This window comes from Pseudomonas sp. SK3(2021), assembly GCF_016772375.1.
GTDB lineage: Bacteria > Pseudomonadota > Gammaproteobacteria > Pseudomonadales > Pseudomonadaceae > Aquipseudomonas > Aquipseudomonas chlororaphis_I.
Genome location: NZ_CP061943.1, coordinates 754,686 through 777,611, shown reverse-complemented (window position 1 = coordinate 777,611; position 22,926 = coordinate 754,686). Strand labels below are relative to the sequence as shown.

Below are 22,926 nucleotides of genomic sequence, written 5' to 3'. Positions count from 1 at the left end.
TTTTTTGTGAGCGAACTCATTCGCGTACCTGACATCGGCAGCGGTGAAGGTGAAGTAATCGAACTGTTTGTGAAGGTCGGCGACCGTATCGAAGCCGACCAGAGCATCCTGACACTGGAATCGGACAAGGCGAGCATGGAAGTTCCGGCGCCCAAGGCCGGCGTCATCAAGAGCCTGAAAGTGAAGCTGGGCGATCGCCTGAAAGAAGGCGACGAGCTGCTGGAACTGGAAGTCGAGGGTGCCGCTGCCGCGGCGCCAGCGGCCGCCGCTCCGGCTGCCAAGGCCGAGGAAAAACCAGCTGCAGCGCCGGCGCCTGCCGCGCCTGCCGCTGCACCTGCCGCCGCTTCGACCCAGCAGGTCCACGTGCCGGATATCGGCTCGTCGGGCAAGGCCCAGATTATCGAGATCCAGGTCAAGGTCGGCGACACCGTCGAGGCCGACCAGTCGCTGATCACCCTCGAATCCGACAAGGCCAGCATGGAAATCCCATCGCCAGCCGCGGGCGTGGTCGAGAGCATCAGCGTCAAGCTCAACGATGAAGTCGGCACCGGCGACCTGATCCTGGCCCTGAAAGTGGCCGGCGCTGCCCCTGCCGCCGCTGCGCCTGCCCAGGTCGCCGCTCCGGCCGCTGCGGCTCCGGCACCGGCTGCTGCCGCACCTGCCGCCCCGGTGGCCGACAGCGTCCAGGACATTCACGTTCCGGACATCGGCTCGGCCGGCAAGGCCAAGATCATCGAAGTCCTGGTCAAGGCTGGCGACAGCGTTGAGGCCGACCAGTCGCTGATCACCCTCGAGTCCGACAAGGCCAGCATGGAAATCCCATCGCCAGCCGCCGGTATCGTGGAAAGCGTTGCGATCAAGCTGGACGACGAAGTCGGCACCGGCGACCTGATCCTCAAGCTGAAGGTCAAGGGCGCTGCCCCAGCGGCCGCCCCTGCACCTGCCGCAGCCCCGGCGGCCGCCAAGCCTGAAGCCGCGCCTGCGGCCGCAGCAGCACCTGCAGCAGCGCCAGCCGCCCCGGCCCAGCCAGGCGCGAAAGTTCATGCCGGCCCTGCCGTGCGTCAACTCGCGCGCGAGTTCGGCGTCGAGCTGAGCGCGGTGAGCCCGAGCGGCCCGCACGGTCGCATCCTGAAGGAAGACGTGCAGGTTTACGTCAAGGCCATGATGCAGAAGGCCAAGGAAGCGCCGGCAGCTGCCGGCGCAACCGGTGGCGCCGGCATCCCGCCGATTCCGGTGGTGGACTTCAGCCGCTTCGGCGAGATCGAAGAAGTGCCGATGACCCGCCTGATGCAGGCTGGCGCGTCGAACCTGCATCGCAGCTGGCTGAACGTGCCTCACGTCACCCAGTTCGACTCGGCCGACATCACCGAGCTGGAAGCCTTCCGGATCGCTCAGAAAGCCGTTGCAGAGAAGGCCGGCGTCAAGCTGACCATCCTGCCGCTGCTGCTGAAATCCTGCGCGCACCTGCTCAAGGAACTGCCGGACTTCAACAGCTCGCTGGCGCCTAGCGGCAAAGCGATCATCCGCAAGAAGTACGTGAACATCGGCTTCGCGGTCGATACCCCGGACGGCCTGCTGGTCCCGGTGATCAAGAACGTCGACCAGAAGAGCCTGCTGCAACTGGCTGCCGAAGCCGCTTCCCTGGCTGAAAAAGCCCGGACCAAGAAGCTCTCGGCGGACGACATGCAGGGCGCCTGCTTCACCATCTCCAGCCTCGGTCACATTGGCGGCACCGGCTTCACGCCGATCGTCAACGCACCGGAAGTGGCAATCCTCGGCGTTTCCAAGGCAACCATCCAGCCGGTCTGGGACGGCAAAGCCTTCCAGCCGAAGCTGATGCTGCCGCTGTCGCTGTCCTACGATCACCGTGTGATCAACGGCGCCGCGGCTGCACGCTTCACCAAGCGCCTGAGCGATCTGCTGGCGGATATCCGCACCATCCTGCTGTAAGGCCCGGCCGGCTTCCCTGTCATGGGGAAGCCGGCCATTGCACCCTTTTCGAGCGCCACGCTCGTACCTCAACCCCGCCGATTTGGCGGGGCTTTTTTTGCCGAAAATTCGCTGCAACCAGCGGCCAATGCCCGGTAAAACACCCAAAAATATTAGCTTTCAGAAATCTTCCGCGCTGCCGATAGATTCTTATAGCACTTAGCCTTCATCTCACTTGTCAGTCAGTGCCGCATGATGCAACCTTGCCGCAGGCAACAGTAAAGAGGGCGCGAGCCCGGCGCGATCAGCATTTACCAAGCGAGTTTCCCCATGAAAAGCCAACCCGATGCCGCCAGCCGTATGGTGGCCGAGGTAGTGACGCAGTTGCCCGTGCCCTCGCGGCTCGGCATGCTGCGTTTCGAACGGCTGAATGAAGCGAGCTGGGCCCTGCTGTTTCTCGACCCGAACTGTGAACGCCAATTCGGCCTGCCCGCCGTCGAGCTCTGCGCCCTGGTCGGCTCGCCCTATGCCAGCCTGATGGAACCGGAAGCCCGCTATCAGTTGCACGACGCGATCCAGCAGCAACTGACCCACAGCCCGCATTACCTGATTCGCTACACCCTGCACACCGCCAAGGGCTCACTGAGCCTGCTGGAACTCGGCGAAGCCTACAAACAACACAATCGACACCTGCTCCGCGGTTATTTCCTGGTGGTCGATGGCCTGCTCAACGACGATCAGCCGCTCCCCGCGCCCGACCTGGAAACCCAGAACAGCCGCCTGCAAATCGCCCTGGAACTCAACCAGCGTGCCCAGCAGGAACAACTCCAGCACCTCGAACGGGTGCGCGCCCAGCAAGACCTGATCCTGCTCCTGGCCCGCCAGCGCTACAGCACCAACAACCCCCTGCGGGAAGCCGCCGAGCTGATTACCCGCAGCGCCTGCGACATCTACGAAATCGACTGTGCCAGCATCTGGAACCTGGAAGGCCAACTGCTGGTGCCGATCTGCGCCTATCACCGCGACCTGCAGCAATACATCCTGCCGGAGGCGATCGACGCCAGCGATTTCCCAGACTACCTCGAAGCCCTGCACACCAGCCGGGCCATCGACGCGCACAACGCCATGCGCGACCCGCGCACCCGGGAAATGGTCGAAAGCCTGCGTCCGCGCAATATCAACGCCATGCTCGATGCCAGCATCCGCATCGATGGCCAGGTGGTCGGCGTGCTGTGCCTGGAACAAGTGGGCAACACCCGCGCCTGGCAATCCGATGAAATCGCCTTTGCCGGCGAGCTGGCCGACCAGTTCGCCCAAGTCATCAACAATCACAACCGCCGTACCGCCACCAGCGCCCTGCACCTGTTCCAGCGGGCGGTCGAGCAAAGCGCCAATGCCTTTCTGCTGGTCAACTGCGACGGCGTGGTGGAGTACGTCAACCCGAGCTTCACCGCGATCACCCAGTACAGCACCGAGGAAGTCCACGGCCACCGGCTGGCGGAACTGCCGGCGCTGGAGAACCTCAGCGAACTGCTGTTCGACGCGCCCTCCAGCCTGGCCAAGAGCAACAGCTGGCAGGGCGAGTTCAAGAGCCGGCGCAAGAACCTGGAGCCGTACTGGGGCCAGTTGTCGATCTCCAAGGTCTATGGCGACAACCGCGAACTGACCCACTACATCGGCATCTACGAAGACATCACCCAGACCAAGCTCGCCCAGCAGCGCATCGAACGCCTGGCCTACACCGACAACCTGACCAACCTGGGCAACCGTCCGGCCTTCATCCGCAACCTCGACGAACGCTTCGCCCGCGACAGCGACAGCCCCATCAGCCTGCTGCTGGTGGACATCGACAACTTCAAGCGAATCAACGACAGCCTCGGCCACCAGACCGGCGACAAGCTGCTGATCAGCCTGGCCCGGCGCCTGCGCAACAGCCTGAGCACCAGCGGCAGCCTGGCGCGCTTCGCCAGTAACGAGTTCGCCGTACTGCTGGACGACACCGACCTGGAAGCCGGCCAACAGATCGCCAGCCAGCTGCTGATGACCCTCGACAAGCCGATGTTCGTCGACAACCAGCTCATCAGCGTCACCGGCTCCGTGGGCCTGGCCTGCGCACCGCTGCACGGCCGCGACCCACAGACCCTGATGCGCAACGCCGGCCTGGCCTTGCACAAAGCCAAGGCCAACGGCAAACATCAGGTGCAGGTGTTTACCGAGGCCCTGAACGCCGAAGCCAGCTACAAGCTGTTCGTGGAAAACAACCTGCGCCGCGCCCTGACCCAGAACGAGCTGGACGTGTTCTACCAGCCCAAGCTGTGCCTGCGCAGCGGACGCCTGCTGGGCCTGGAAGCGCTGCTGCGCTGGAACCATCCGGAAAAGGGCATGATCCGCCCGGACCAGTTCATCAGCGTCGCCGAAGAGACTGGCCTGATCATCCCGATCGGCAAATGGATCGCGCGCCAGGCCTGTCGCATGAGCAAGCAGCTCACCGCCGCTGGCCTGGGCAATTTGCAGGTGGCGATCAACCTGTCGCCCAAGCAGTTTTCCGACCCGGACCTGGTGGCCTCCATCGCCAGCATCCTCAAGGAAGAACAGCTGCCCGCCTCGCTGCTGGAACTTGAGCTGACGGAGGGCTTGTTGCTGGAAGCCACCGAAGACACCCACCAGCAACTCGACCAGCTGAAAAAGCTCGGCCTGACCCTGGCCATGGACGACTTCGGCACTGGTTACTCGTCGCTGAGCTACTTGAAAAAATTCCCGATCGACATCATCAAGATCGATCGCAGCTTCATCCATGAAATCCCCGCCAACCAGGACGACATGGAAATCACCTCGGCGGTGATCGCCATGGCCCACAACCTGAAAATCCAGGTGGTGGCCGAGGGCATCGAAACCGCGGAGCAGCTGTCCTTCCTGCGTCGCCATCGCTGCGATGTCGGCCAGGGCTACCTGTTCGACCGGCCGATCCCCGGCTCGGAGCTGATCGACAAGCTCAAACGTTATCCGCGCGGCCCAATCGCCTGACAGCGCCGTAACACTCGGGCAAACTGCAGGTCTGGCTAATTACTCAATCCCACCCTGACTGAGAGGACTGATCATGGTTCTGCGCTCGGAAATTCTGGTGAACAAAAACGTGCTACCTACCAAAGAACAAGCTCTGCCTGGCCGCGAAACCCCGATGAGCGTGCCAGCCGAACACTTCGTCAACGGCAACCCGCTGCTGGGCCCATTCCCGGGCAACGTGGAATTCGCCATCTTCGGCCTGGGTTGCTTCTGGGGTGCGGAACGCAAGTTCTGGCAGCGCGAGGGCGTGTACAGCACGTCGGTGGGCTACGCCGGCGGCTTCACCCCGAACCCGACCTACGAAGAAGTCTGCTCGGGCCTGACCGGCCACAGCGAAGTGGTGCTGGTGGTCTACGAACCGGAGAAAGTCAGCTACCAGGAACTGCTGGCGATGTTCTGGGAACTGCACAACCCGACCCAGGGCATGCGCCAGGGCAACGACATCGGCACCCAGTACCGCTCGGTGATCTATGCCACCAACCCGACCCAGCTGGAACAGGCCAAGGCCAGTAAAAAAGTGTTCCAGGCCGAGCTGACCAAGGCCGGACTGGGCACCATCACCACGGAAATCGAAGAAGCCCCGACCTTCTACTACGCCGAGGCCTACCACCAGCAGTACCTGGCGAAGAATCCGGAAGGCTACTGCGGGATCGGCGGCACAGGCGTGACCTGCCCGATCTGACCCGTAGCCGCTGACGAGGCACGAGGCTGCGACGCGGTCCGCAGGAGCGCCCTCCGGGGCCGCTTCGCCGCCTCGTGCCTCGGCAGCGGCTACAACCTCACATTATTCGGCGATCAGCCAATCCATCTGCCAGCCGCCCTGGGTCTGGCCTAGTTTCTGCGCCAGCCACGGCAGCAGCTCGCGCAACTCCTCTTCCAGTCCCCAAGGCGGGTTGGCAATCGCCAGGCCCGAGCCGTTCAGGCTGTTGGGGGTGTCCAGCGGATGTACCCACAATTCCACACGCAGCAGCTTCGGCGCGCCGGTACCGGCCAGGTCCTGGTAGAAGCGGCGTAGCGCCCGCTGATCCTTGACCGGGTACCAGATGGCCGCCACGGTCTGGCGCATCCGGCCGATGGCTTCTTTCAGCGACGCAGCGCAACGCTGCATCTCGTCGAGCTGTTCGAACGGCGGATCGATCAGCATCACCGCGCGCTTCTCGGCCACCGGCAACAATGCCCGCGCCACATGCCAGCCCTCGCCCAGGTGGACTGCCACCCGGCGATCGCCCTTCATGTTTTCCTTGAGCAGCAACCCGTCTTCCGGATGCTTCTCGTTGAGCAGCACGCGGTCCTGGGGGCGGGTCAGGCGCCGCGCCAGCTCGGGCGAGCCCGGGTAATAACGCAGCTCGCCATCGGGGTTCATCTTGTGCAGCACCGCCATGTAGTCGGCGGTCAGCGCTGGCAGGTCCTGCTCGCCCCACAGGCGCGCGATACCTTCCAGGTACTCGCCGGTGCGGTTGGCCTGATCGCCCTGGAGGTCGTACAGGCCGATACCGGCATGGCTGTCCAGATAGGCGAACGGCTGCTCCTTGCGCGACATCAGGGCGATGAGGCGGGTCAGGGTCAGGTGTTTGAAGACGTCGGCGTGGTTGCCGGCGTGGAAGGCGTGACGATAGTTCATGGTTGCTCCTGCGCAGGGGGCGAAGTTTACCCTGTGCCACGGCCGGCGTCAGGTCGTGCCGGGAAGGTCCATGGCGCAAAACGCATGCATGAAAAAGCCCGCATCCCAGGGAATGCGGGCTTTTCGAGTCACTGCAAGGGCGCCGCCTCAGCGGCTCCCGATCAGTGGTTGAGCTTGTAGTCTTTCTCGGCGGCCTCGAAACGCTGGACCATGCCGGCGCTCGGCGCGCTCATCTTGCTCACCAGCAGGATGGCCAGGCTGGCGAAGATGAAGCCCGGGATGATTTCGTACAGGCCCAGCAGGTTGAAGTGCTTCCACAGGATCACGGTCAACGCACCGACGATGATGCCGGCCAGCGCGCCGTTGCGGGTCATGCCTTTCCACAGTACCGAGATCAGCACCACAGGACCGAAGGCTGCGCCGAAACCGGCCCAGGCGTAGCTGACCAGGCCCAGTACGCGGTTTTCCGGGTTGGCGGCCATGGCGATGGCGACCAGGGCAACCAGCAGCACCATGGCCCGACCGACCCACACCAGCTCCAGCTGGGAAGCCTGTTTACGCAGGAACGCCTTGTAGAAGTCCTCGGTCAGGGCACTGGAGCACACCAGCAGTTGGCAACTCAGGGTACTCATCACTGCCGCCAGGATCGCCGACAGCAGCACACCGGCGATCCATGGATTGAAGAGGATCTTCGCCAGCTCGATGAACACCCGCTCGTGGTTCTCACTCACAGGCATGGCCACCGCCGGGTGCGCCGAGAAGTAGGCGATACCGAAGAAGCCCACGGCCACGGTGCCGCCCAGGCACAAGATCATCCAGGTCATGGAGATGCGACGGGCGTTGGCGATCGACTTGACCGAGTCCGCGGCCATGAAGCGCGCCAGGATGTGCGGCTGGCCGAAGTAGCCCAGGCCCCAGCCCATCAGCGAAATGATGCCGATGAAGGTGGTGTTTTTCAGCATGTCGAAGTTGCTTGGATCCTGGGCTTCGATCGCCAGGAAGGTGGTGTCGACGCCACCGGTTGCCAGCAGCACGATGATCGGTGTCAGCAGCAGGGCGAAGATCATCAGGGTGGCTTGTACGGTGTCGGTCCAGCTCACTGCCAGGAAACCACCGACGAAGGTGTAGGCGATGGTCGCCGCGGCACCGGCCCACAGCGCGGTCTCGTAGGGCATGCCGAAGGTGCTTTCGAACAGACGGGCACCGGCGACGATGCCGGAAGCGCAATAAATGGTGAAGAACACCAGGATCACGATCGCGGAGATGATCCGCAGCAGCCCGCTCTTGTCCTCGAAGCGGCTGGAGAAGTAGTCCGGCAGCGTCAGTGCATCGCCGTTGTGTTCGGTTTGTACTCGCAGACGACCGGCGACGAACAGCCAGTTCAGGTAGGCACCGACGATCAGGCCGATAGCGATCCAGCTCTCGGACAGGCCGGACATGTAGATGGCGCCCGGCAGGCCCATCAACAACCAGCCGCTCATGTCGGAAGCGCCGGCGGACAGCGCGGTCACCACGCTACCCAGGCTGCGGCCGCCGAGGATGTAGTCAGAAAGGTTGTTGGTAGAGCGATAGGCCATGAAGCCGATCAGCACCATAGCTGCGATGTAGATCACGAACGTGATCAAGGTTGGATTGCTTGCACTCATTGAGTTACGCCCTGGCTTTGTTTTTATGTAGCGGCGGTCAGCACCACCGCTCTCAAACGACTACGTTGGAGAGACGGCTGGGTACTCCGCGCATTTATGACTGATGTTTCCCCAGGAAAGCCATCAGCCGATGAACCGGTCGCGAGGACCGGTTGCACCTTGGCCGCGAATGCTATTCAACAACTCAAAGAAGGTGCAACCTGTTTCGCGAGAATAAGTTGCACCCAAGTGACTTTTCCGGCGAACGCCCCGTTTTTGCTCCTTTTTGGAGCAAAAAACCACCGCGACAGAATTAAAAGTACCAAGCAGAAGCGCCGCCCCGGAACCGGAAATCAATTCCTGGTGAGCTGCCGATCATTCCGATAAAAAACAGGTTGCACCCGGTTGCACCTCTTTCGGCGCACGGCTAATCTTGCCGCCAGCTGATGCCACGCAACCGTGGTAAACATGAGGATAAAAATATGGCTACCACCACCCTTGGGGTCAAACTCGACGACCCGACCCGCGAACGCCTGAAGGCCGCCGCGACCTCGATCGATCGCACGCCGCACTGGCTGATCAAGCAGGCAATTTTCAATTACCTGGAGAAACTCGAGGGTGGTGCAACCCTGACCGAGCTGAGCGGTTCGACCCGCGCTGACGGCGATGACGCTGGCGAAGTGCAGACCGACCACGCCCACCAGTGCTTCCTCGAATTCGCCGAAAGCATCCTGCCGCAATCGGTGCTGCGTGCCTCGATCACTGCGGCTTACCGCCGCCCGGAACCGGAAGTGGTACCGATGCTGCTGGAGCAGGCGCGCCTGCCGGCCACCATGGCCGAAGCCACCAACAAGCTGGCCGCGACCATCGCCGAGAAACTGCGCAACCAGAAGAGCGCCGGCGGCCGTGCCGGCATCGTCCAGGGCCTGCTGCAGGAGTTTTCCCTGTCGTCCCAGGAAGGCGTGGCGCTGATGTGCCTGGCCGAAGCCCTGCTGCGCATCCCGGACAAAGGCACCCGTGACGCGTTGATCCGCGACAAGATCAGCACCGGCAACTGGCAGCCGCACCTGGGCAACAGCCCGTCGCTGTTCGTCAACGCCGCCACCTGGGGCCTGCTGCTGACCGGCAAGCTTGTGTCTACGCACAATGAGGCCGGCCTGACCTCGTCCCTGAGCCGCATCATCGGCAAGAGCGGCGAGCCGATGATCCGCAAGGGCGTCGACATGGCCATGCGCCTGATGGGCGAGCAGTTCGTCACCGGCGAAACCATCGCCGAAGCCCTGGCCAACGCCAGCAAGTTCGAAGCCAAGGGCTTCCGTTATTCCTACGACATGCTCGGCGAAGCGGCACTGACCGAGCACGACGCGCAGAAATACCTGGCGTCCTACGAGCAGGCCATCCACTCGATCGGCAAGGCTTCCCACGGTCGCGGCATCTATGAAGGCCCGGGCATCTCGATCAAGCTCTCGGCCCTGCACCCACGCTACAGCCGCGCCCAGTACGAGCGCGTGATGGACGAGCTGTACCCGCGCCTGCTGTCGCTGACCCTGCTGGCCAAGCAATACGACATCGGCCTGAACATCGACGCCGAAGAGGCCGACCGCCTGGAGCTGTCGCTGGATCTGCTCGAGCGCCTGTGCTTCGAGCCGCAACTGACCGGCTGGAACGGTATCGGCTTCGTGATCCAGGCCTACCAGAAGCGCTGCCCGTACGTGATCGACTATGTGATCGACCTGGCGCGCCGCAGCCGTCACCGCCTGATGATCCGCCTGGTGAAAGGCGCCTACTGGGACAGCGAGATCAAGCGCGCCCAGGTCGAAGGCCTGGAAGGCTATCCGGTCTACACCCGCAAGGTGTACACCGACGTTTCCTATATCGCCTGCGCCCGCAAGCTGCTGTCGGTACCGGAAGTCATCTACCCGCAGTTCGCCACCCACAACGCCCACACCCTGTCGGCCATCTATCACATCGCCGGCCAGAACTATTACCCGGGCCAGTACGAATTCCAGTGCCTGCACGGCATGGGCGAACCGCTGTACGAACAGGTGGTAGGCAAGGTCGCCGATGGCAAGCTGAACCGTCCGTGCCGCGTGTATGCGCCGGTCGGCACCCACGAAACCCTGCTGGCCTACCTGGTGCGCCGCCTGCTGGAAAACGGCGCCAACACCTCGTTCGTCAACCGCATCGCCGACCAATCCATCTCCATCCAGGAACTGGTGGCCGACCCGGTCAGCCAGATCGAGCAGATGGCGACCCTGGAAGGCGGCTTCGGCCTGCCGCATCCGCGCATTCCATTGCCGCGCGACCTGTATGGCAGCGAGCGCGCCAACTCCGCCGGCATCGACATGGCCAACGAACACCGCCTGGCATCGTTGTCCTGCGCCCTGCTGGCCACCGCCCACAACCACTGGAAAGCCGCGCCGATGCTCGGTTGCGCCTCCAGCAGCGAAACCCCGGCGCAAGTCTTGAACCCGTCCGATCACCGCGACGTGGTCGGCCATGTCCAGGAAGCCACGGTCGAAGACGTCGACAACGCCATCCAGTGCGCGCTGAACGCCGCACCGATCTGGCAGGCCACGCCGCCGGCCGAGCGCGCCGCGATCCTCGAACGCGCCGCTGACCTGATGGAAGGCGAGATCCAGCCGCTGATGGGCCTGCTGGCCCGCGAAGCCGGCAAGACCTTCGCCAACGCCATCGCCGAAGTGCGTGAAGCCGTGGACTTCCTGCGCTACTACGCGGTACAGGCACGCAACGACTTCAGTAACGACGCGCACCGCCCGCTGGGTCCGGTGGTCTGCATCAGCCCGTGGAACTTCCCGCTGGCGATCTTCAGCGGCCAGGTCGCCGCCGCCCTGGCCGCCGGCAACCCGGTACTGGCCAAGCCGGCCGAACAGACGCCGCTGGTCGCCGCGCAAGCCGTGCGCCTGATGCTCGAAGCCGGCATTCCGCAAGGCGTGCTGCAACTGCTGCCGGGCCGCGGCGAAACCGTCGGTGCCCGCCTGGTGGGCGACGATCGGGTCAAAGGCGTGATGTTCACCGGTTCCACCGAAGTCGCGCGCCTGCTGCAACGCAACGTCGCCGGCCGCCTGGACGCCCAGGGCCGACCAATCCCGCTGATCGCCGAAACCGGTGGCCAGAACGCGATGATCGTCGACTCCTCGGCCCTGACCGAACAAGTGGTGATCGACGTCGTCTCCTCGGCCTTCGACAGCGCCGGCCAGCGTTGCTCGGCCCTGCGCGTACTGTGCCTGCAGGAAGACTCCGCCGACCGCGTGATCGAAATGCTCAAGGGCGCCATGGCCGAAAGTCGCCTGGGCAACCCCGAGCGCCTGTCCGTGGACATCGGCCCGGTGATCGACGCCGAAGCCAAGGCCGGCATCGAGAAACACATCCAGGCCATGCGCGACAAAGGCCGCAGCGTGTATCAGGTGGCGATCGCCGATGGCGAAGAAATCAAGCGCGGCACCTTCGTGATGCCGACGTTGATCGAGCTGGAAAGCTTCGACGAGCTGCAACGCGAGATCTTCGGTCCAGTGCTGCACGTGGTGCGCTACAAGCGCAAGGACATCGACCAGTTGATCGCGCAGATCAACGCCTCCGGCTACGGCCTGACCCTGGGCGTGCACACCCGCATCGACGAGACCATCGCCAAGGTGATCGACAACGTCAACGCCGGTAACGTCTACGTCAACCGCAACATCGTCGGTGCCGTGGTCGGCGTGCAGCCATTCGGCGGCGAAGGCCTGTCGGGCACCGGCCCGAAAGCCGGTGGCCCGCTGTACCTGTACCGCCTGCTGTCGACCCGTCCGACCGACGCCATCGAGCAGTCGTTCGCCCGTGGCGACGCCCTGAACGCGCCGGACGTGCGTCTGCGCGATGCCATGAGCAAGCCGCTGAGCGCCCTGCAAGCCTGGGCCGACAGCAACAAGCTGGCGGACCTCAGCGCCCTGTGCGTGCAGTTCGCGGCGCAGTCGCAGAGCGGCATCACCCGCGTCCTGGCCGGCCCGACCGGCGAACGCAACAGCTATGCCATCCTGCCACGCGAACACGTACTGTGCCTGGCGGAAGTCGAAGGCGACCTGCTGAGCCAACTGGCGGCCGTCCTGGCCGTAGGCGGTTCCGCGGTCTGGCCGGAAGGCGAGCCGGGCAAGGCGCTCTACGCCCGCCTGCCGAAGGACGTGCAAGCGCGCATCCAGCGCGTGGCCGACTGGACCAAGGACGAAGTGGTGTTCGATGCGGTCCTGCATCACGGCCACTCCGACCAGTTGCGCGCGGTCTGCCAGCAAGTGGCCAAGCGTGCCGGCGCCATCGTCGGGGTTCATGGCCTGTCGCAAGGCGAAACCTCGATTGCCCTGGAACGCCTGGTGATCGAGCGCGCCTTGAGCGTCAACACCGCGGCGGCCGGCGGCAACGCCAGCCTGATGACCATCGGCTGAAGCCGTCAGTCAGCTGCATGAAAAAGGGCGCCCTGACCGGCGCCCTTTTTCATGCCCGACGCAAATCCCCCGTAGCCGCTGCCGAGCCCGCGAGGCTGCGATCGGGGCGTAGCCCCGTAAAACCAGGCGACACGGTATGCCTGATCGATGGGGTCGCCTGGTTTGGCGCCTGCTGCGCAGGCGATCGCAGCCTCGCTGGCGCTCGACAGCGGCTACACCTACCGCCATCCCTGTAGCCGCTGTCGAGCCCTGGCGAGGCTGCGATCGGGGCGCAGCCCCGTAAAACCAGGCGACGCGGTATGCCTGATGGATGGGGTCGTCTGGTTTGGCGCCTGCTGCGCAGGCGATCGCAGCCTCGCTGGCGCTCGACAGCGGCTACACCTGCCGCCCCCATCCCCTGTGTTTGGCACCTTTATCACCTTCATCAATCTTGCTATCCAGAGTTTATTCACCCACCTAGACTCGGCTGAGTCCAATCACAGGTAGGCCGCCATGTCCGAGACGTTGCTCAGTTCCCGCAATCTGGCTTTCGAGCTGTATGAAGTCCTCGATGCCGAGGGCCTGACCCAGCGTGAGCGGTTCGCCGAGCACAACCGGGAAACCTTCGACGCCGCCCTCGGCACCGCACGCAACATCGCCGAGAAGTTCTTTGCCCCGCACAACCGCAAGGGCGACGAAAACGAGCCACGTTATGAAGACGGCAAGGCAATCCTGATTCCGGAAGTGAAACCCGCGGTCGATGCCTTTCTCGAAGCCGGCTTCCTCAACGCCGCGCGCAGTTTCGAGGCCGGCGGCATGCAGTTGCCGACGCTGTTGTCCCAGGCCTGCTTCGCCCACTTCCAGGCAGCCAACGCAGCCTCCACTTCCTACCCCTTCCTGACCATGGGCGCGGCCAACCTGATCGAAAGCTTCGGCACCGACGAGCAGAAACGGCGCTTCCTGCAACCGATGATCGACGGGCGCTTCTTCGGCACCATGGCCCTGACCGAACCCCATGCCGGCTCATCGCTGTCGGACATCCGCACCCGCGCCGAACCGGCGACGGACGGCACCTACCGGCTCAAGGGCAACAAAATCTTCATCTCCGGCGGCGATCACCCGCTGTCGGAGAACATCGTGCACATGGTGCTGGCCAAGTTGCCGGACGCGCCGGCCGGGGTGAAAGGCATTTCGCTGTTCATCGTGCCCAAGTTCCTGGTCAACGACGACGGCAGCCTGGGCCCGCGCAACGACGTACTGCTGGCCGGGCTGTTCCACAAGATGGGCTGGCGCGGCACCACTTCCACGGCGCTGAACTTCGGCGATAACGGGGAGTGTGTCGGCTATCTGGTGGGCAAGCCGCACCACGGCCTGAGCTACATGTTCCAGATGATGAACGAGGCGCGGATCGGCGTCGGCATGGGCGCGGTAATGCTCGGTTACGCCGGCTACCTGTACTCCCTGGAGTACGCCCGCGAACGCCCGCAAGGCCGCCTGCCGGACAGCAAGGACCCGACTACCGCGCCGGTTTCGATCGTCCAGCACGCCGACGTCAAGCGCATGCTGCTGACCCAGAAGGCCTATGTCGAAGGCGCTTTCGACCTGGGCCTGTACGCTGCGCGGCTGTTCGACGACACCACCACCCTGCCCGACGAAGCCCAGCGCAAGCAGGCCCACGAACTGCTGGACCTGCTGACGCCCATCGTCAAATCCTGGCCCTCGGAGTTCTGCCTGAAGGCCAACGAACTGGCGATCCAGATCCTCGGCGGCCACGGCTACACCCGTGAGTACCCGGTGGAACAGTATTACCGCGACAATCGCCTGAACCCGATCCATGAAGGCACCCACGGCATCCAGTCCCTGGACCTCTTGGGTCGCAAGCTGGCGCAGAACGGTGGCGCGGGCCTGAAACAACTGATCCGCCTGATCGCCGACACCAGCGAGCGGGCCCAGGCCCACGAAGCCCTGACAGTGCTGCGCCAACCGCTGGAAAAACTGGTGGCGCGCCTGCAAGGCGTGACCGTCGGCCTGCTCACCGACCTGGCTCAGGGCAAGGTCAACAGCAGCCTGGCCAACTCGGCGCTGTACCTGAAAGCCTTCGGTCACGCGGTGATCGGCTGGCGCTGGCTGGAACAGGCGATTCGCGCACAAGAAGGCCTGGCCAAGGGCAATGCGGCGGATGCAGGGTTCTACAAGGGCAAGCTGCAGGCGGCGCGTTACTTCCTGACCTGGGAAGTGCCGGCCTGCCATCACGAACTGGCCTTGCTGGAAGCGCGGGACGATACCTGCCTGAGTATGCAGGACGAGTGGTTCTGAAGCTCTGAAACAGCATCGCGAGCAATCGAGCGTCGACCGGCTGCTCCTACAGGGGATTATGCTGTTTGTAGGAGCGAGCTTGCTCGCGATAGCGGTGCCTCTGACTCAACCGCAGCCGGTTGCGGGCAAACCCATCAGTTCTGGCTGATGGTCTTGGAGATCACTTCGACGGTGGCGCTGACTTGCTCTTGGTAACGGTCGAGCTCCTGCTGATGACGCTTTTGCATCTCGAGTTGCTGGGAGCACAGGTTCATCGCCGTCAGCACCAGCAAGCGGTCACCGATCAGCGTCGGGTATTTCTTCTTGGTCTCGGCCAGGGTGGCCTTCAACATCAACGCGGCATCCAGCAGGGTCTGCTCTTCCCCGGCCGGCGCCTTGATCGAATAGTCTTCACCGAGAATCGAGACGACTTTTACCCCGTCGGCCCCCTGCCTCATGCGCTGACAGGAGCGGCGCTGACGCGCTCGACCAGGGCCTGGATACGGGCCGCGGTGGCGCCTTGCTTCTCTTCCTGTTCCATCAGGCTCAGTTGCAGGCTTTCGTTCTCATCCTTGGCCTGGGCCAGTGCTGCCTTGAGGGTTTCGTTCGTGCCCGACAACTCCTGATTCTGTTGCACCAGGTCACTGACAAGTTGTTCCAATTGGCTTAGGGATGCTTCCAACATTTTGATTTTCCGGGCATTTTTTAAAGGGCGCGTACGATAAAGAAAAGTCACCCTGGATGCCAGGGTTATCCCGGCGCAACACCTTGATTGGCCTGGCGGGTGACCTTGCCTGCGAACGTTAAAGACTGTCATTCCCCCCATCTGGTTCCTGACACTTCGTCGTTCATCAGATCTTTCTGAAACTCTCGCCCCTGCTTCAAGAATCCATTTTTCCGCGCGATAGGTCAGGGGAGCCCTATCAACCACCGCGGCATGGATTGCGCACTCTTGAGGTAGATCCCCATGTCTCTTCGCAACATGAACATCGCACCGAGGGCATTTCTCGGCTTTGCATTCATCGGCTGCCTGATGCTGTTCCTGGGCATTTTCGCCCTGAACCAGATGAGCAAGATTCGCGCGGCAACCGTCACCATTTCCACCGACAACATGCCCAGCATCCAGAGCATCGACGAGTTCACCCAGCAGATGCTGCGACTGCAGGTGCTGTCCTATCGCCTGGTGATCAACCGTGGCCCCGAGGTGCAGGCCAAGACCCGCGAGTCGCTCGAGCTGGGCAACCAGCAGATCGAAAAGATCCGTACCACCTATGAAAAGCTGGTCAGCAGCCCGGAGGAGAGCGAGGCCTACGACCGCTACCTCAAGCTGCTGGCCGAATACCGCAAGCTCGAAGAACGCATCAAAGCGCTGTCGCGCAACAACCAGTTGAGTGAGCTGCAAGAGGTGCTGAACAACGAGCTGATGAAGAACTCACAGCAGATCAACAAAGTGCTCAACCTGCTGGTACAGATCAACAGCCAGCGCTCCAAGGCCGCCAACGAGCAAGCCGCCGAGGAATACGCCTCGGCATTCAACCTGGTGGTCGCCCTGCTGGTCCTGTCCACCACCCTGACCGTGATGTTTGCCTGGTTGCTGACCCGCAGCATTACCCAGCCCATCGCCAGCGCCTTGCATGCCGCGGAACATATCGCCGAAGGCGACCTCACCCAAAGCATCCAGGTCAACGGGCGCGACGAACCCGGGCGCCTGTTGCAGGCCATGGCGACCATGCAGGAGAAACTGCGCCAGACCCTGCTGCATATTTCCGGCTCCGCCAGCCAACTGGCCTCGGCCGCGGAAGAGCTGAACAGCGTCACCGACGAAAGTGCCCGCGGCCTGACCCAGCAGAACAACGAAATCGAACAGGCGGCCACCGCGGTGAACGAGATGACCTGCGCCGTCGAAGAGGTCGCACGCAACGCCGTGAGCACCGCCGAGGCCTCGAACGACGCCACCCAATCGGCCAGCGAAGGCCGCAACCTGGTGCGGGAAACCGTCAGCGCCATAGAGCTCATGAGCAGCGAAGTGCAGAGCTCGGCCAACAGGATCAGCGAACTGGCCGAGGAGTCGCGCGATATCGGCAAAGTCCTGGACGTGATCCGCGGCCTGGCCGACCAGACCAACCTGCTGGCCTTGAACGCCGCGATAGAAGCCGCCCGGGCTGGCGATGCCGGACGCGGTTTCGCCGTGGTCGCCGATGAAGTACGCGCCCTGGCCTACCGCACCCAGCAGTCCACCAGCGAAATCGAGCGCATGATCGGCAGCATCCAGAGCGGCACCGAGCATGCCGTCGAGTCGATGCGCACCAGCACCGAGCGCGCCGACTCGACCCTGAGCATCGCCCGTGGCGCCGGCGGTGCCCTGGACACCATCAACACCGCGGTCAACGAGATCAACGAGCGCAACCTGGTCATCGCCAGCGCCGCCGAGGAGCAGGCCCTGGTGGCCCGCGAAGTGGACCGCAACCTGATGAACATCCGCGACCTGTCGGTGCAATCGGCGACCGGCGCCGGCCAGACCAGCGACGCCAGCCACGAGCTGTCGCGCCTGGCCGTGGACCTGAACAGCATGGTGGCGCGGTTCACACTGTAGTTCGCCAACAGCTCCGATCGTCGCCTGCGCCAGTCGCTGCGGACTGCCATGAAGTCCGTCGGCGGCCGGCGCCAGGCGACGATTTTTTGCCGCCTGTTTACAGGCGCAAAAGCTTTTTGACAGCATCGTATTTCAACAGGTTAGAATCGCTGGCACGCAGACTGCATGGTCAGTTTGTGCCCGCCTTTCCGTTTCTGGAGTACTGCCTTTGAATGCGACGACCATCAACAGCCTGTTCTTGATCGGCGCGTTGCTGGTAGGTGCGAGCATTCTGGTGAGCTCCCTTTCGTCCCGCCTCGGTATCCCGATCCTGGTGATCATCCTGGCTGTGGGCATGGCTGCTGGCGTCGACGGCGGCGGCATCATTTTCAACAACTACCCGACCGCCTACCTGGTGGGCAACCTCGCACTCGCGGTGATCCTCCTCGACGGCGGCCTGCGCACCCGGGTCTCGAGCTTCCGCGTGGCCTTGTGGCCCGCGTTGTCGCTGGCCACCGTCGGCGTGATGATCACCACCGGCCTGACCGGCATGGCGGCCGCCTGGCTGTTCGACCTGAACCTGATGCAGGGCCTGCTGATCGGCGCCATCGTCGGTTCCACCGACGCCGCGGCAGTGTTCTCGCTGCTGGGCGGCAAGGGCCTGAACGAACGGGTCACCGCCAGCCTGGAGATCGAATCGGGCAGTAACGACCCGATGGCGGTGTTCCTCACCGTGACCCTGATCGACATGCTCGCCAGCGGCCAGACCGGCCTGCACTGGAGCCTGCTGGGGCATCTGCTGCGCGAGTTCGGCATCGGCGGCCTGATCGGCCTGGGCGGCGGCTGGCTGATGCTGCAACTGGTGAACCGCATCAACCTGGCCACCGGCCTGTACCCGATCCTGGTGATCGCCGGCGGCCTGGTGGTCTTCGCCCTGACCAACGCCCTGCACGGCAGCGGCTTCCTCGCGGTGTACCTGTGCGGCCTGGTGATCGGCAACCGTCCGGTGCGCAGCCGCCACGGCATCCTGCACATGCTCGACGGCATGGCCTGGCTGTCGCAGATCGGCATGTTCCTGGTACTCGGCCTGCTGGTCACGCCCCACGACCTGCTGCCCATCGCCCTGCCGGCGCTGGGCCTGGCGCTGTGGATGATCCTGTTCGCCCGCCCGCTGTCGGTGATGGTCGGCCTGTTGCCGTTCAAGGCCTTCCACGGCCGCGAGAAAGCCTTTATTTCCTGGGTCGGCCTGCGCGGCGCGGTACCGATCATTCTCGCGGTGTTCCCGTTGATGGCCGGGCTGCCCGAGGCCCAGCTGTACTTCAACCTGGCTTTCTTTATCGTGCTGGTGTCCCTGTTGGTGCAAGGCACCAGTCTGCCGTGGGTCGCCAAGTTGCTGAAAGTCACGGTGCCACCGGAGCCGGCGCCGATCTCCCGCGCAGCCCTGGAAGTGCATGTCACCAGCGAATGGGAGCTGTTCGTCTACCGCCTCGGCGCGGAAAAATGGTGCATCGGCGCAGCGTTGCGCGAGCTGAAAATGCCCGAAGGCACCCGTATCGCCGCCCTGTTTCGTCACCAGCAACTGCTCCATCCGTCGGGTAGTACGGTGTTGGAAGCGGATGATTTGCTCTGCGTCATCGGCCATGAATACAACCTGCCAGCCCTCGGAAAACTCTTCAGCCAGGCACCGCAACGGGGCCTCGATCTGCGCTTCTTCGGCGACTTCGTTCTGGAAGGCGACGCCCAGCTGGGCGCGGTTTCGGCGCTGTACGGGCTGAAGCTCGAAGGGCTCGATCCGGACATGCCGCTGAGCCGCTTCATCACCCAGAAAGTGGGGGGCGCTCCAGTGGTCGGCGACCAGGTGGAATGGAACAACACCATCTGGACCGTTGCCGTGATGGACGGGAACAAGATCAGCAAAGTGGGCGTCAGATTCCCCGAAGGAAGTCGCCCGGGGCCCGGACTCTTCCTCTAAACTGCCTAACTTCTCATCCAGCTTGACCGGTCTTTATGCCAATCCTGCGTACCCTATTCGTCACTGCCCTGCTGGGCCTGAGCCTTTCTGTCGGCCCACTGCAAGCGGCCGAGCCGCCCAGTGCCGAGTCCGTCCAGCAGAGCCTGGATAAAATCGCCGAGCGCAAATTGCCGGAGGCCGATCAAAAGGCCCTGCAAGCGGTGCTGCAACAGACGCTGACCCAGCTGTCGAACAAGCAGGATTACGAGCAGCGCCTGAACGATCTCAAGCAGCAGCTGAGCAATGCGCCACGCCAGACCAGCGAAAACCAGCGCGAGCTGACCCGCCTGAAAGCCACCAAGGTGGTGCCGGTGGCCCAGCGTTACGCCAACCTGCCGGTGTCGCAGCTCGAACAACTGCTAACCGAGCGCACCACCCAGCAGGGCGACATGCAGAAAGCCCTGGCCGAGGCCAACAGCCTGGCGATTACCGCGCAGACCCGCCCCGAACGCGCCCAGGCCGAGATCAGCAGCAGCCAGACCCGCACCCAGCAGATCAATACGATCCTCAAGAACGGCAAGGACGCCGGCAAGCCGATCAACGCCGACCAGCGTAATCAGCTCAATGCCGAACTGGCGGCGATCAATGCGCTGATCCCGTTGCGCCGCCAGGAACTGGCCGGCAACAGCCAGCTGCAGGACCTGGGTAACAGCCAGCACGACCTGCTGATGGAAAAGACCGCCCGCCTGGAGCAGGAAATCCAGGACCTGCAGACCCTGATCAACCAGAAACGCCTGGCCCAGTCCCAGGAAACCGTCACCCAGCAATCGATCGAAGCGCAAAAGGCCGGCAGCAGCAGCCTCCTGGCCACCGAAAGCGCGGCCAACCTGAAGCTCTCCGACTACCTGCTCAAAAGCACCGACCGCCTCAACGAGCTGACCCAGCAGAACCTGCAGACCAAGCAGCAACTCGACAGCGTGACCCAGAGCGATGCCGCGCTGGACGAGCAGATCAGCGTGCTCAAGGGCAGCCTGCTGCTGTCGAAGATCCTCTATAAACAGAAGCAGGCACTGCCGCACCTGCGGCTCGACCGCGACCTGGCCGACCAGATCGCCGACATCCGCCTGTACCAGTTCGAGGTCAACCAGCAACGCGAGCTGATCAGCAGCCCCAGCAGTTACGTCGACAATCTGTTGGCTACCCAGCCGTCCGAGCAGGTCACCCCGCAACTGCGCAAAACCCTGCTGGACCTGGCCATCACCCGTGCCGACCTGCTGGAACGCCTGAGCCGCGAGCTGAGCGCACTGCTCAACGAATCCATCACCCTGCAGCTCAACCAGAAGCAACTGCTGAGCACCTCGCAAAGCCTGCGCGCGACCCTCGACGAACAGATGTTCTGGATTCCCAGCAACAAGCCGCTGGACAGCGAATGGCTGCAAACTGTGCCGCTGCGCCTGGCAAAACAGGTCACCACCCTGCCCTGGTCGTCCAGCCTGAGCGAGCTGGCCGACGGCCTGGCGCAACGGCCGCTGCTGTTCCTGCCATTGCTGTTGCTGATCGCGGCCCTGCTGTGGCGGCGCAAGAACCTGTACCTGCGCCTGAACAAGGTTCACAAGGACATCGGTCACTTCAAGCGCGACAGCCAATGGCATACGCCGCAGGCGATCCTGGTCAATATCCTGCTGGCGATGCCGGTCGCCCTTGGCCTGGCGCTGTGCGGCCTGGCCTTGCAGATCGACGCCCGCGGGCAGAACGCCAACCTCGGCGCGGCGCTGCTGCAGATGGCCCAGGCCTGGCTGGTGTTCTATACCGCCTACCGGATCCTCGCCCCGGGTGGCGTGGCGGAGTTGCACTTTCGCTGGGAAAAGCCCCAGGTCGAATTCCTCCAGAGCTGGGTCCGCCGCCTCGGGCTGGTGGTCATGGCGCTGGTGGCGGTGGTCGCCGTGGCCGAACATCAACCGGCGGCACTGGCCGATGACGTGCTGGGCATCGCCGTGGTCCTGACCTGCTACGCCCTGATGGCCTGGCTGCTCAGCCGCCTGCTGCTGAGCAGCCCGACGCACCAGAACGCCTCGCTGTTCCGCAAGGCGGTGGCGGTGCTGTTCACCGCGCTGCCGATCGCCTTGTTCATCGCCGTGTGCTTCGGCTACTACTACACCGCGCTGAAGCTCAGCGACCGCCTGATCAATACCCTGTACCTGCTGATGTTCTGGCTGGTGATCGAAGCCACTTTCGTCCGCGGGCTGGGCGTCGCCGCCCGGCGCCTGGCCTACCAGCGGGCCCTGGCCAAACGCCAGGCCGCCAAGGAAGCCGGCGACGGCGAAGCGGTGGTCGAAGAGCCGACCCTGGACATCGAGAAGGTCAACGAACAGTCCCTGCGCCTGATCCGCCTGGCCCTGCTCGGTGGTTTCATGGCGGGGCTGTACTGGGTCTGGTCGGACCTGATCAGCGTGTTCTCCTACCTGGACAACATCACCCTCTACGAATACACCAGCGGTACCGGCGCCAACACCAGCATGGTGCCCATCAGTATCGGCGACATGCTCGGCGCGCTGATCATCGTTGGCATCACCTTCGCCCTGGCGCGCAACCTGCCAGGGCTGCTGGAGGTGCTGGTACTGTCCAGGCTGAACCTGGCCCAGGGCAGCGCCTACGCGACCACCACGCTGCTGTCCTACGTGATTGCCGGTGTCGGCTTCGTCTCGACCCTGTCGACCCTCGGCGTCAGCTGGGACAAGTTGCAATGGCTGGTGGCTGCGCTGTCGGTGGGCCTGGGCTTCGGCATGCAGGCGATCTTCGCCAACTTCATCTCCGGCATCATCATCCTGTTCGAGCGGCCGGTGCGCATCGGCGACACCATCACCATCGGCAACCTGTCGGGCACGGTAAGCAAGATCCGCATCCGCGCCACCACCATCACCGACTTCGACCGCAAGGACATCATCGTCCCGAACCAGACCTTCATCACCGGGCAACTGATCAACTGGTCGCTGACCGACACCGTCACCCGGGTGACCCTCAAGCTCGGCGTCGACTACGGCTCGGACCTGGACCTGGTCAAGGAACTGCTGCTCAAGGCGGCCCGCGATAACCCGCGGGTACTGAAAGAACCCGAGCCCCATGTGTACTTCCTCAACTTCGGCGAAAGCACCCTGGACCACGAACTGCGCATGCACGTGCGCGAACTGGGTGACCGCAACCCGGTGCTCGACGAGGTCAACCGCTTCATCAACCGCGAGTTCAAGAAGCAGCACATCAACATCTCGTTCCGCCAGATGGAGATCTACCTGAAGAACCTCCATGGCCAGGAATACAAGATGGTGCCCATCGAGCCGGAGACCAAGGCCATAGTCCCGCCGCCCGATGGCAAACCGCTGCAGGAACCGCCCCCCAGCAGGCTCGACTAAGGGCGCTATCCCTAGCAGAATGCTCGGACATTCTGCTGGAGATGGCCG

At 63.6% G+C, this 22,926-nt stretch carries 12 protein-coding genes and 1 pseudogene; 9 read left to right on the top strand and 4 right to left on the bottom strand.

Annotation, left to right across the window (positions count from 1 at the left end; genetic code table 11):
• The first annotated feature begins 6 nt into the window (after positions 1-6).
• The 3 genes from aceF to msrA all read left to right on the top strand — a co-directional run bounded on the left by aceF (position 7) and on the right by msrA (position 5,674).
• Positions 7-1,950, top strand: a complete 1,944-nt coding sequence (gene aceF / locus IF690_RS03480) for a dihydrolipoyllysine-residue acetyltransferase (protein WP_202698855.1) — start codon at positions 7-9, stop codon at positions 1,948-1,950.
• Between the two features lie 309 nt (positions 1,951-2,259).
• Positions 2,260-4,953, top strand: a complete 2,694-nt coding sequence (locus tag IF690_RS03475) for a putative bifunctional diguanylate cyclase/phosphodiesterase (protein ID WP_202698854.1) — start codon at positions 2,260-2,262, stop codon at positions 4,951-4,953.
• A gap of 73 nt (positions 4,954-5,026) precedes the next feature.
• Positions 5,027-5,674 carry a peptide-methionine (S)-S-oxide reductase MsrA gene (msrA, locus tag IF690_RS03470; RefSeq protein ID WP_202698853.1) on the top strand — a complete coding sequence of 216 codons (648 nt, stop codon included), beginning with the start codon at positions 5,027-5,029 and terminating at the stop codon, positions 5,672-5,674.
• Between the two features lie 102 nt (positions 5,675-5,776).
• On the opposite strand, the gene IF690_RS03465 is transcribed toward msrA, so the two are convergent.
• A complete protein-coding gene (locus tag IF690_RS03465; RefSeq protein ID WP_202698852.1) occupies positions 5,777-6,613 on the bottom strand; it encodes a 23S rRNA (adenine(2030)-N(6))-methyltransferase RlmJ in 837 nt (278 codons plus the stop codon).
• A 161-nt stretch (positions 6,614-6,774) separates the two neighbouring features.
• Positions 6,775-8,259, bottom strand: a complete 1,485-nt coding sequence (putP, locus tag IF690_RS03460; protein WP_202698851.1) for a sodium/proline symporter PutP — start codon at positions 8,257-8,259, stop codon at positions 6,775-6,777.
• A gap of 461 nt (positions 8,260-8,720) precedes the next feature.
• On the opposite strand from putP, the gene putA reads away from it, so the two are divergent.
• Entirely contained in the window at positions 8,721-12,674 is a 3,954-nt protein-coding gene (gene putA / locus IF690_RS03455; protein WP_202698850.1) for a trifunctional transcriptional regulator/proline dehydrogenase/L-glutamate gamma-semialdehyde dehydrogenase, read from the top strand.
• Positions 12,675-13,166: 492 nt separating this feature from the next.
• Positions 13,167-14,969: an acyl-CoA dehydrogenase gene (locus IF690_RS03450; protein WP_202698849.1), complete on the top strand. Its 1,803-nt coding sequence runs from the start codon at positions 13,167-13,169 to the stop codon at positions 14,967-14,969.
• Between the two features lie 134 nt (positions 14,970-15,103).
• On the opposite strand, the gene IF690_RS03445 is transcribed toward IF690_RS03450, so the two are convergent.
• Both IF690_RS03445 and IF690_RS03440 read right to left on the bottom strand, forming a co-directional pair.
• Positions 15,104-15,406, bottom strand: a complete 303-nt coding sequence (locus IF690_RS03445) for a cell division protein ZapA (RefSeq protein WP_202698848.1) — start codon at positions 15,404-15,406, stop codon at positions 15,104-15,106.
• Entirely contained in the window at positions 15,403-15,633 is a 231-nt protein-coding gene (locus tag IF690_RS03440) for a hypothetical protein (RefSeq protein WP_202698847.1), read from the bottom strand. The genes IF690_RS03445 and IF690_RS03440 overlap by 4 nt, the downstream gene beginning before the upstream one ends.
• Before the next feature lie 282 nt (positions 15,634-15,915).
• Between IF690_RS03440 and IF690_RS29240 the strand changes: the two are divergent.
• From IF690_RS29240 to mscK, 4 genes and pseudogenes are all read left to right on the top strand, one after another.
• A pseudogene (locus IF690_RS29240) lies at positions 15,916-16,686 on the top strand (MCP four helix bundle domain-containing protein); the annotation flags it as partial.
• The gene (locus IF690_RS29235) at positions 16,669-17,541 is read left to right on the top strand and encodes a methyl-accepting chemotaxis protein (protein ID WP_502710175.1); all 873 of its coding nucleotides are present in this window, start codon (positions 16,669-16,671) and stop codon (positions 17,539-17,541) included. The pseudogene IF690_RS29240 and the gene IF690_RS29235, both read left to right, overlap by 18 nt.
• 208 nt (positions 17,542-17,749) lie before the next feature.
• The gene (locus IF690_RS03430; RefSeq protein ID WP_202698845.1) at positions 17,750-19,492 is read left to right on the top strand and encodes a potassium/proton antiporter; all 1,743 of its coding nucleotides are present in this window, start codon (positions 17,750-17,752) and stop codon (positions 19,490-19,492) included.
• Positions 19,493-19,527: 35 nt separating this feature from the next.
• On the top strand, positions 19,528-22,878 hold the full coding sequence (mscK, locus tag IF690_RS03425; RefSeq protein WP_202698844.1) for a mechanosensitive channel MscK: 3,351 nt from the start codon (positions 19,528-19,530) through the stop codon (positions 22,876-22,878).
• Positions 22,879-22,926 lie beyond the last annotated feature (48 nt).

Excerpts from the sequence above, each read along its gene's own strand:
- IF690_RS03475 (WP_202698854.1), top strand. The coding sequence starts at position 2,260 with ATGAAAAGCCAACCCGATGCCGCCAGCCGTATGGTGGCCGAGGTAGTG.
- msrA (WP_202698853.1), top strand. The coding sequence starts at position 5,027 with ATGGTTCTGCGCTCGGAAATTCTGGTGAACAAAAACGTGCTACCTACC.
- IF690_RS03465 (WP_202698852.1), bottom strand. The coding sequence starts at position 6,613 with ATGAACTATCGTCACGCCTTCCACGCCGGCAACCACGCCGACGTCTTC.
- putP (WP_202698851.1), bottom strand. The coding sequence starts at position 8,259 with ATGAGTGCAAGCAATCCAACCTTGATCACGTTCGTGATCTACATCGCA.
- putA (WP_202698850.1), top strand. The coding sequence starts at position 8,721 with ATGGCTACCACCACCCTTGGGGTCAAACTCGACGACCCGACCCGCGAA.
- IF690_RS03450 (WP_202698849.1), top strand. The coding sequence starts at position 13,167 with ATGTCCGAGACGTTGCTCAGTTCCCGCAATCTGGCTTTCGAGCTGTAT.
- IF690_RS03445 (WP_202698848.1), bottom strand. The coding sequence starts at position 15,406 with ATGAGGCAGGGGGCCGACGGGGTAAAAGTCGTCTCGATTCTCGGTGAA.
- IF690_RS03440 (WP_202698847.1), bottom strand. The coding sequence starts at position 15,633 with ATGTTGGAAGCATCCCTAAGCCAATTGGAACAACTTGTCAGTGACCTG.
- IF690_RS29235 (WP_502710175.1), top strand. The coding sequence starts at position 16,669 with ATGGCGACCATGCAGGAGAAACTGCGCCAGACCCTGCTGCATATTTCC.
- mscK (WP_202698844.1), top strand. The coding sequence starts at position 19,528 with ATGCCAATCCTGCGTACCCTATTCGTCACTGCCCTGCTGGGCCTGAGC.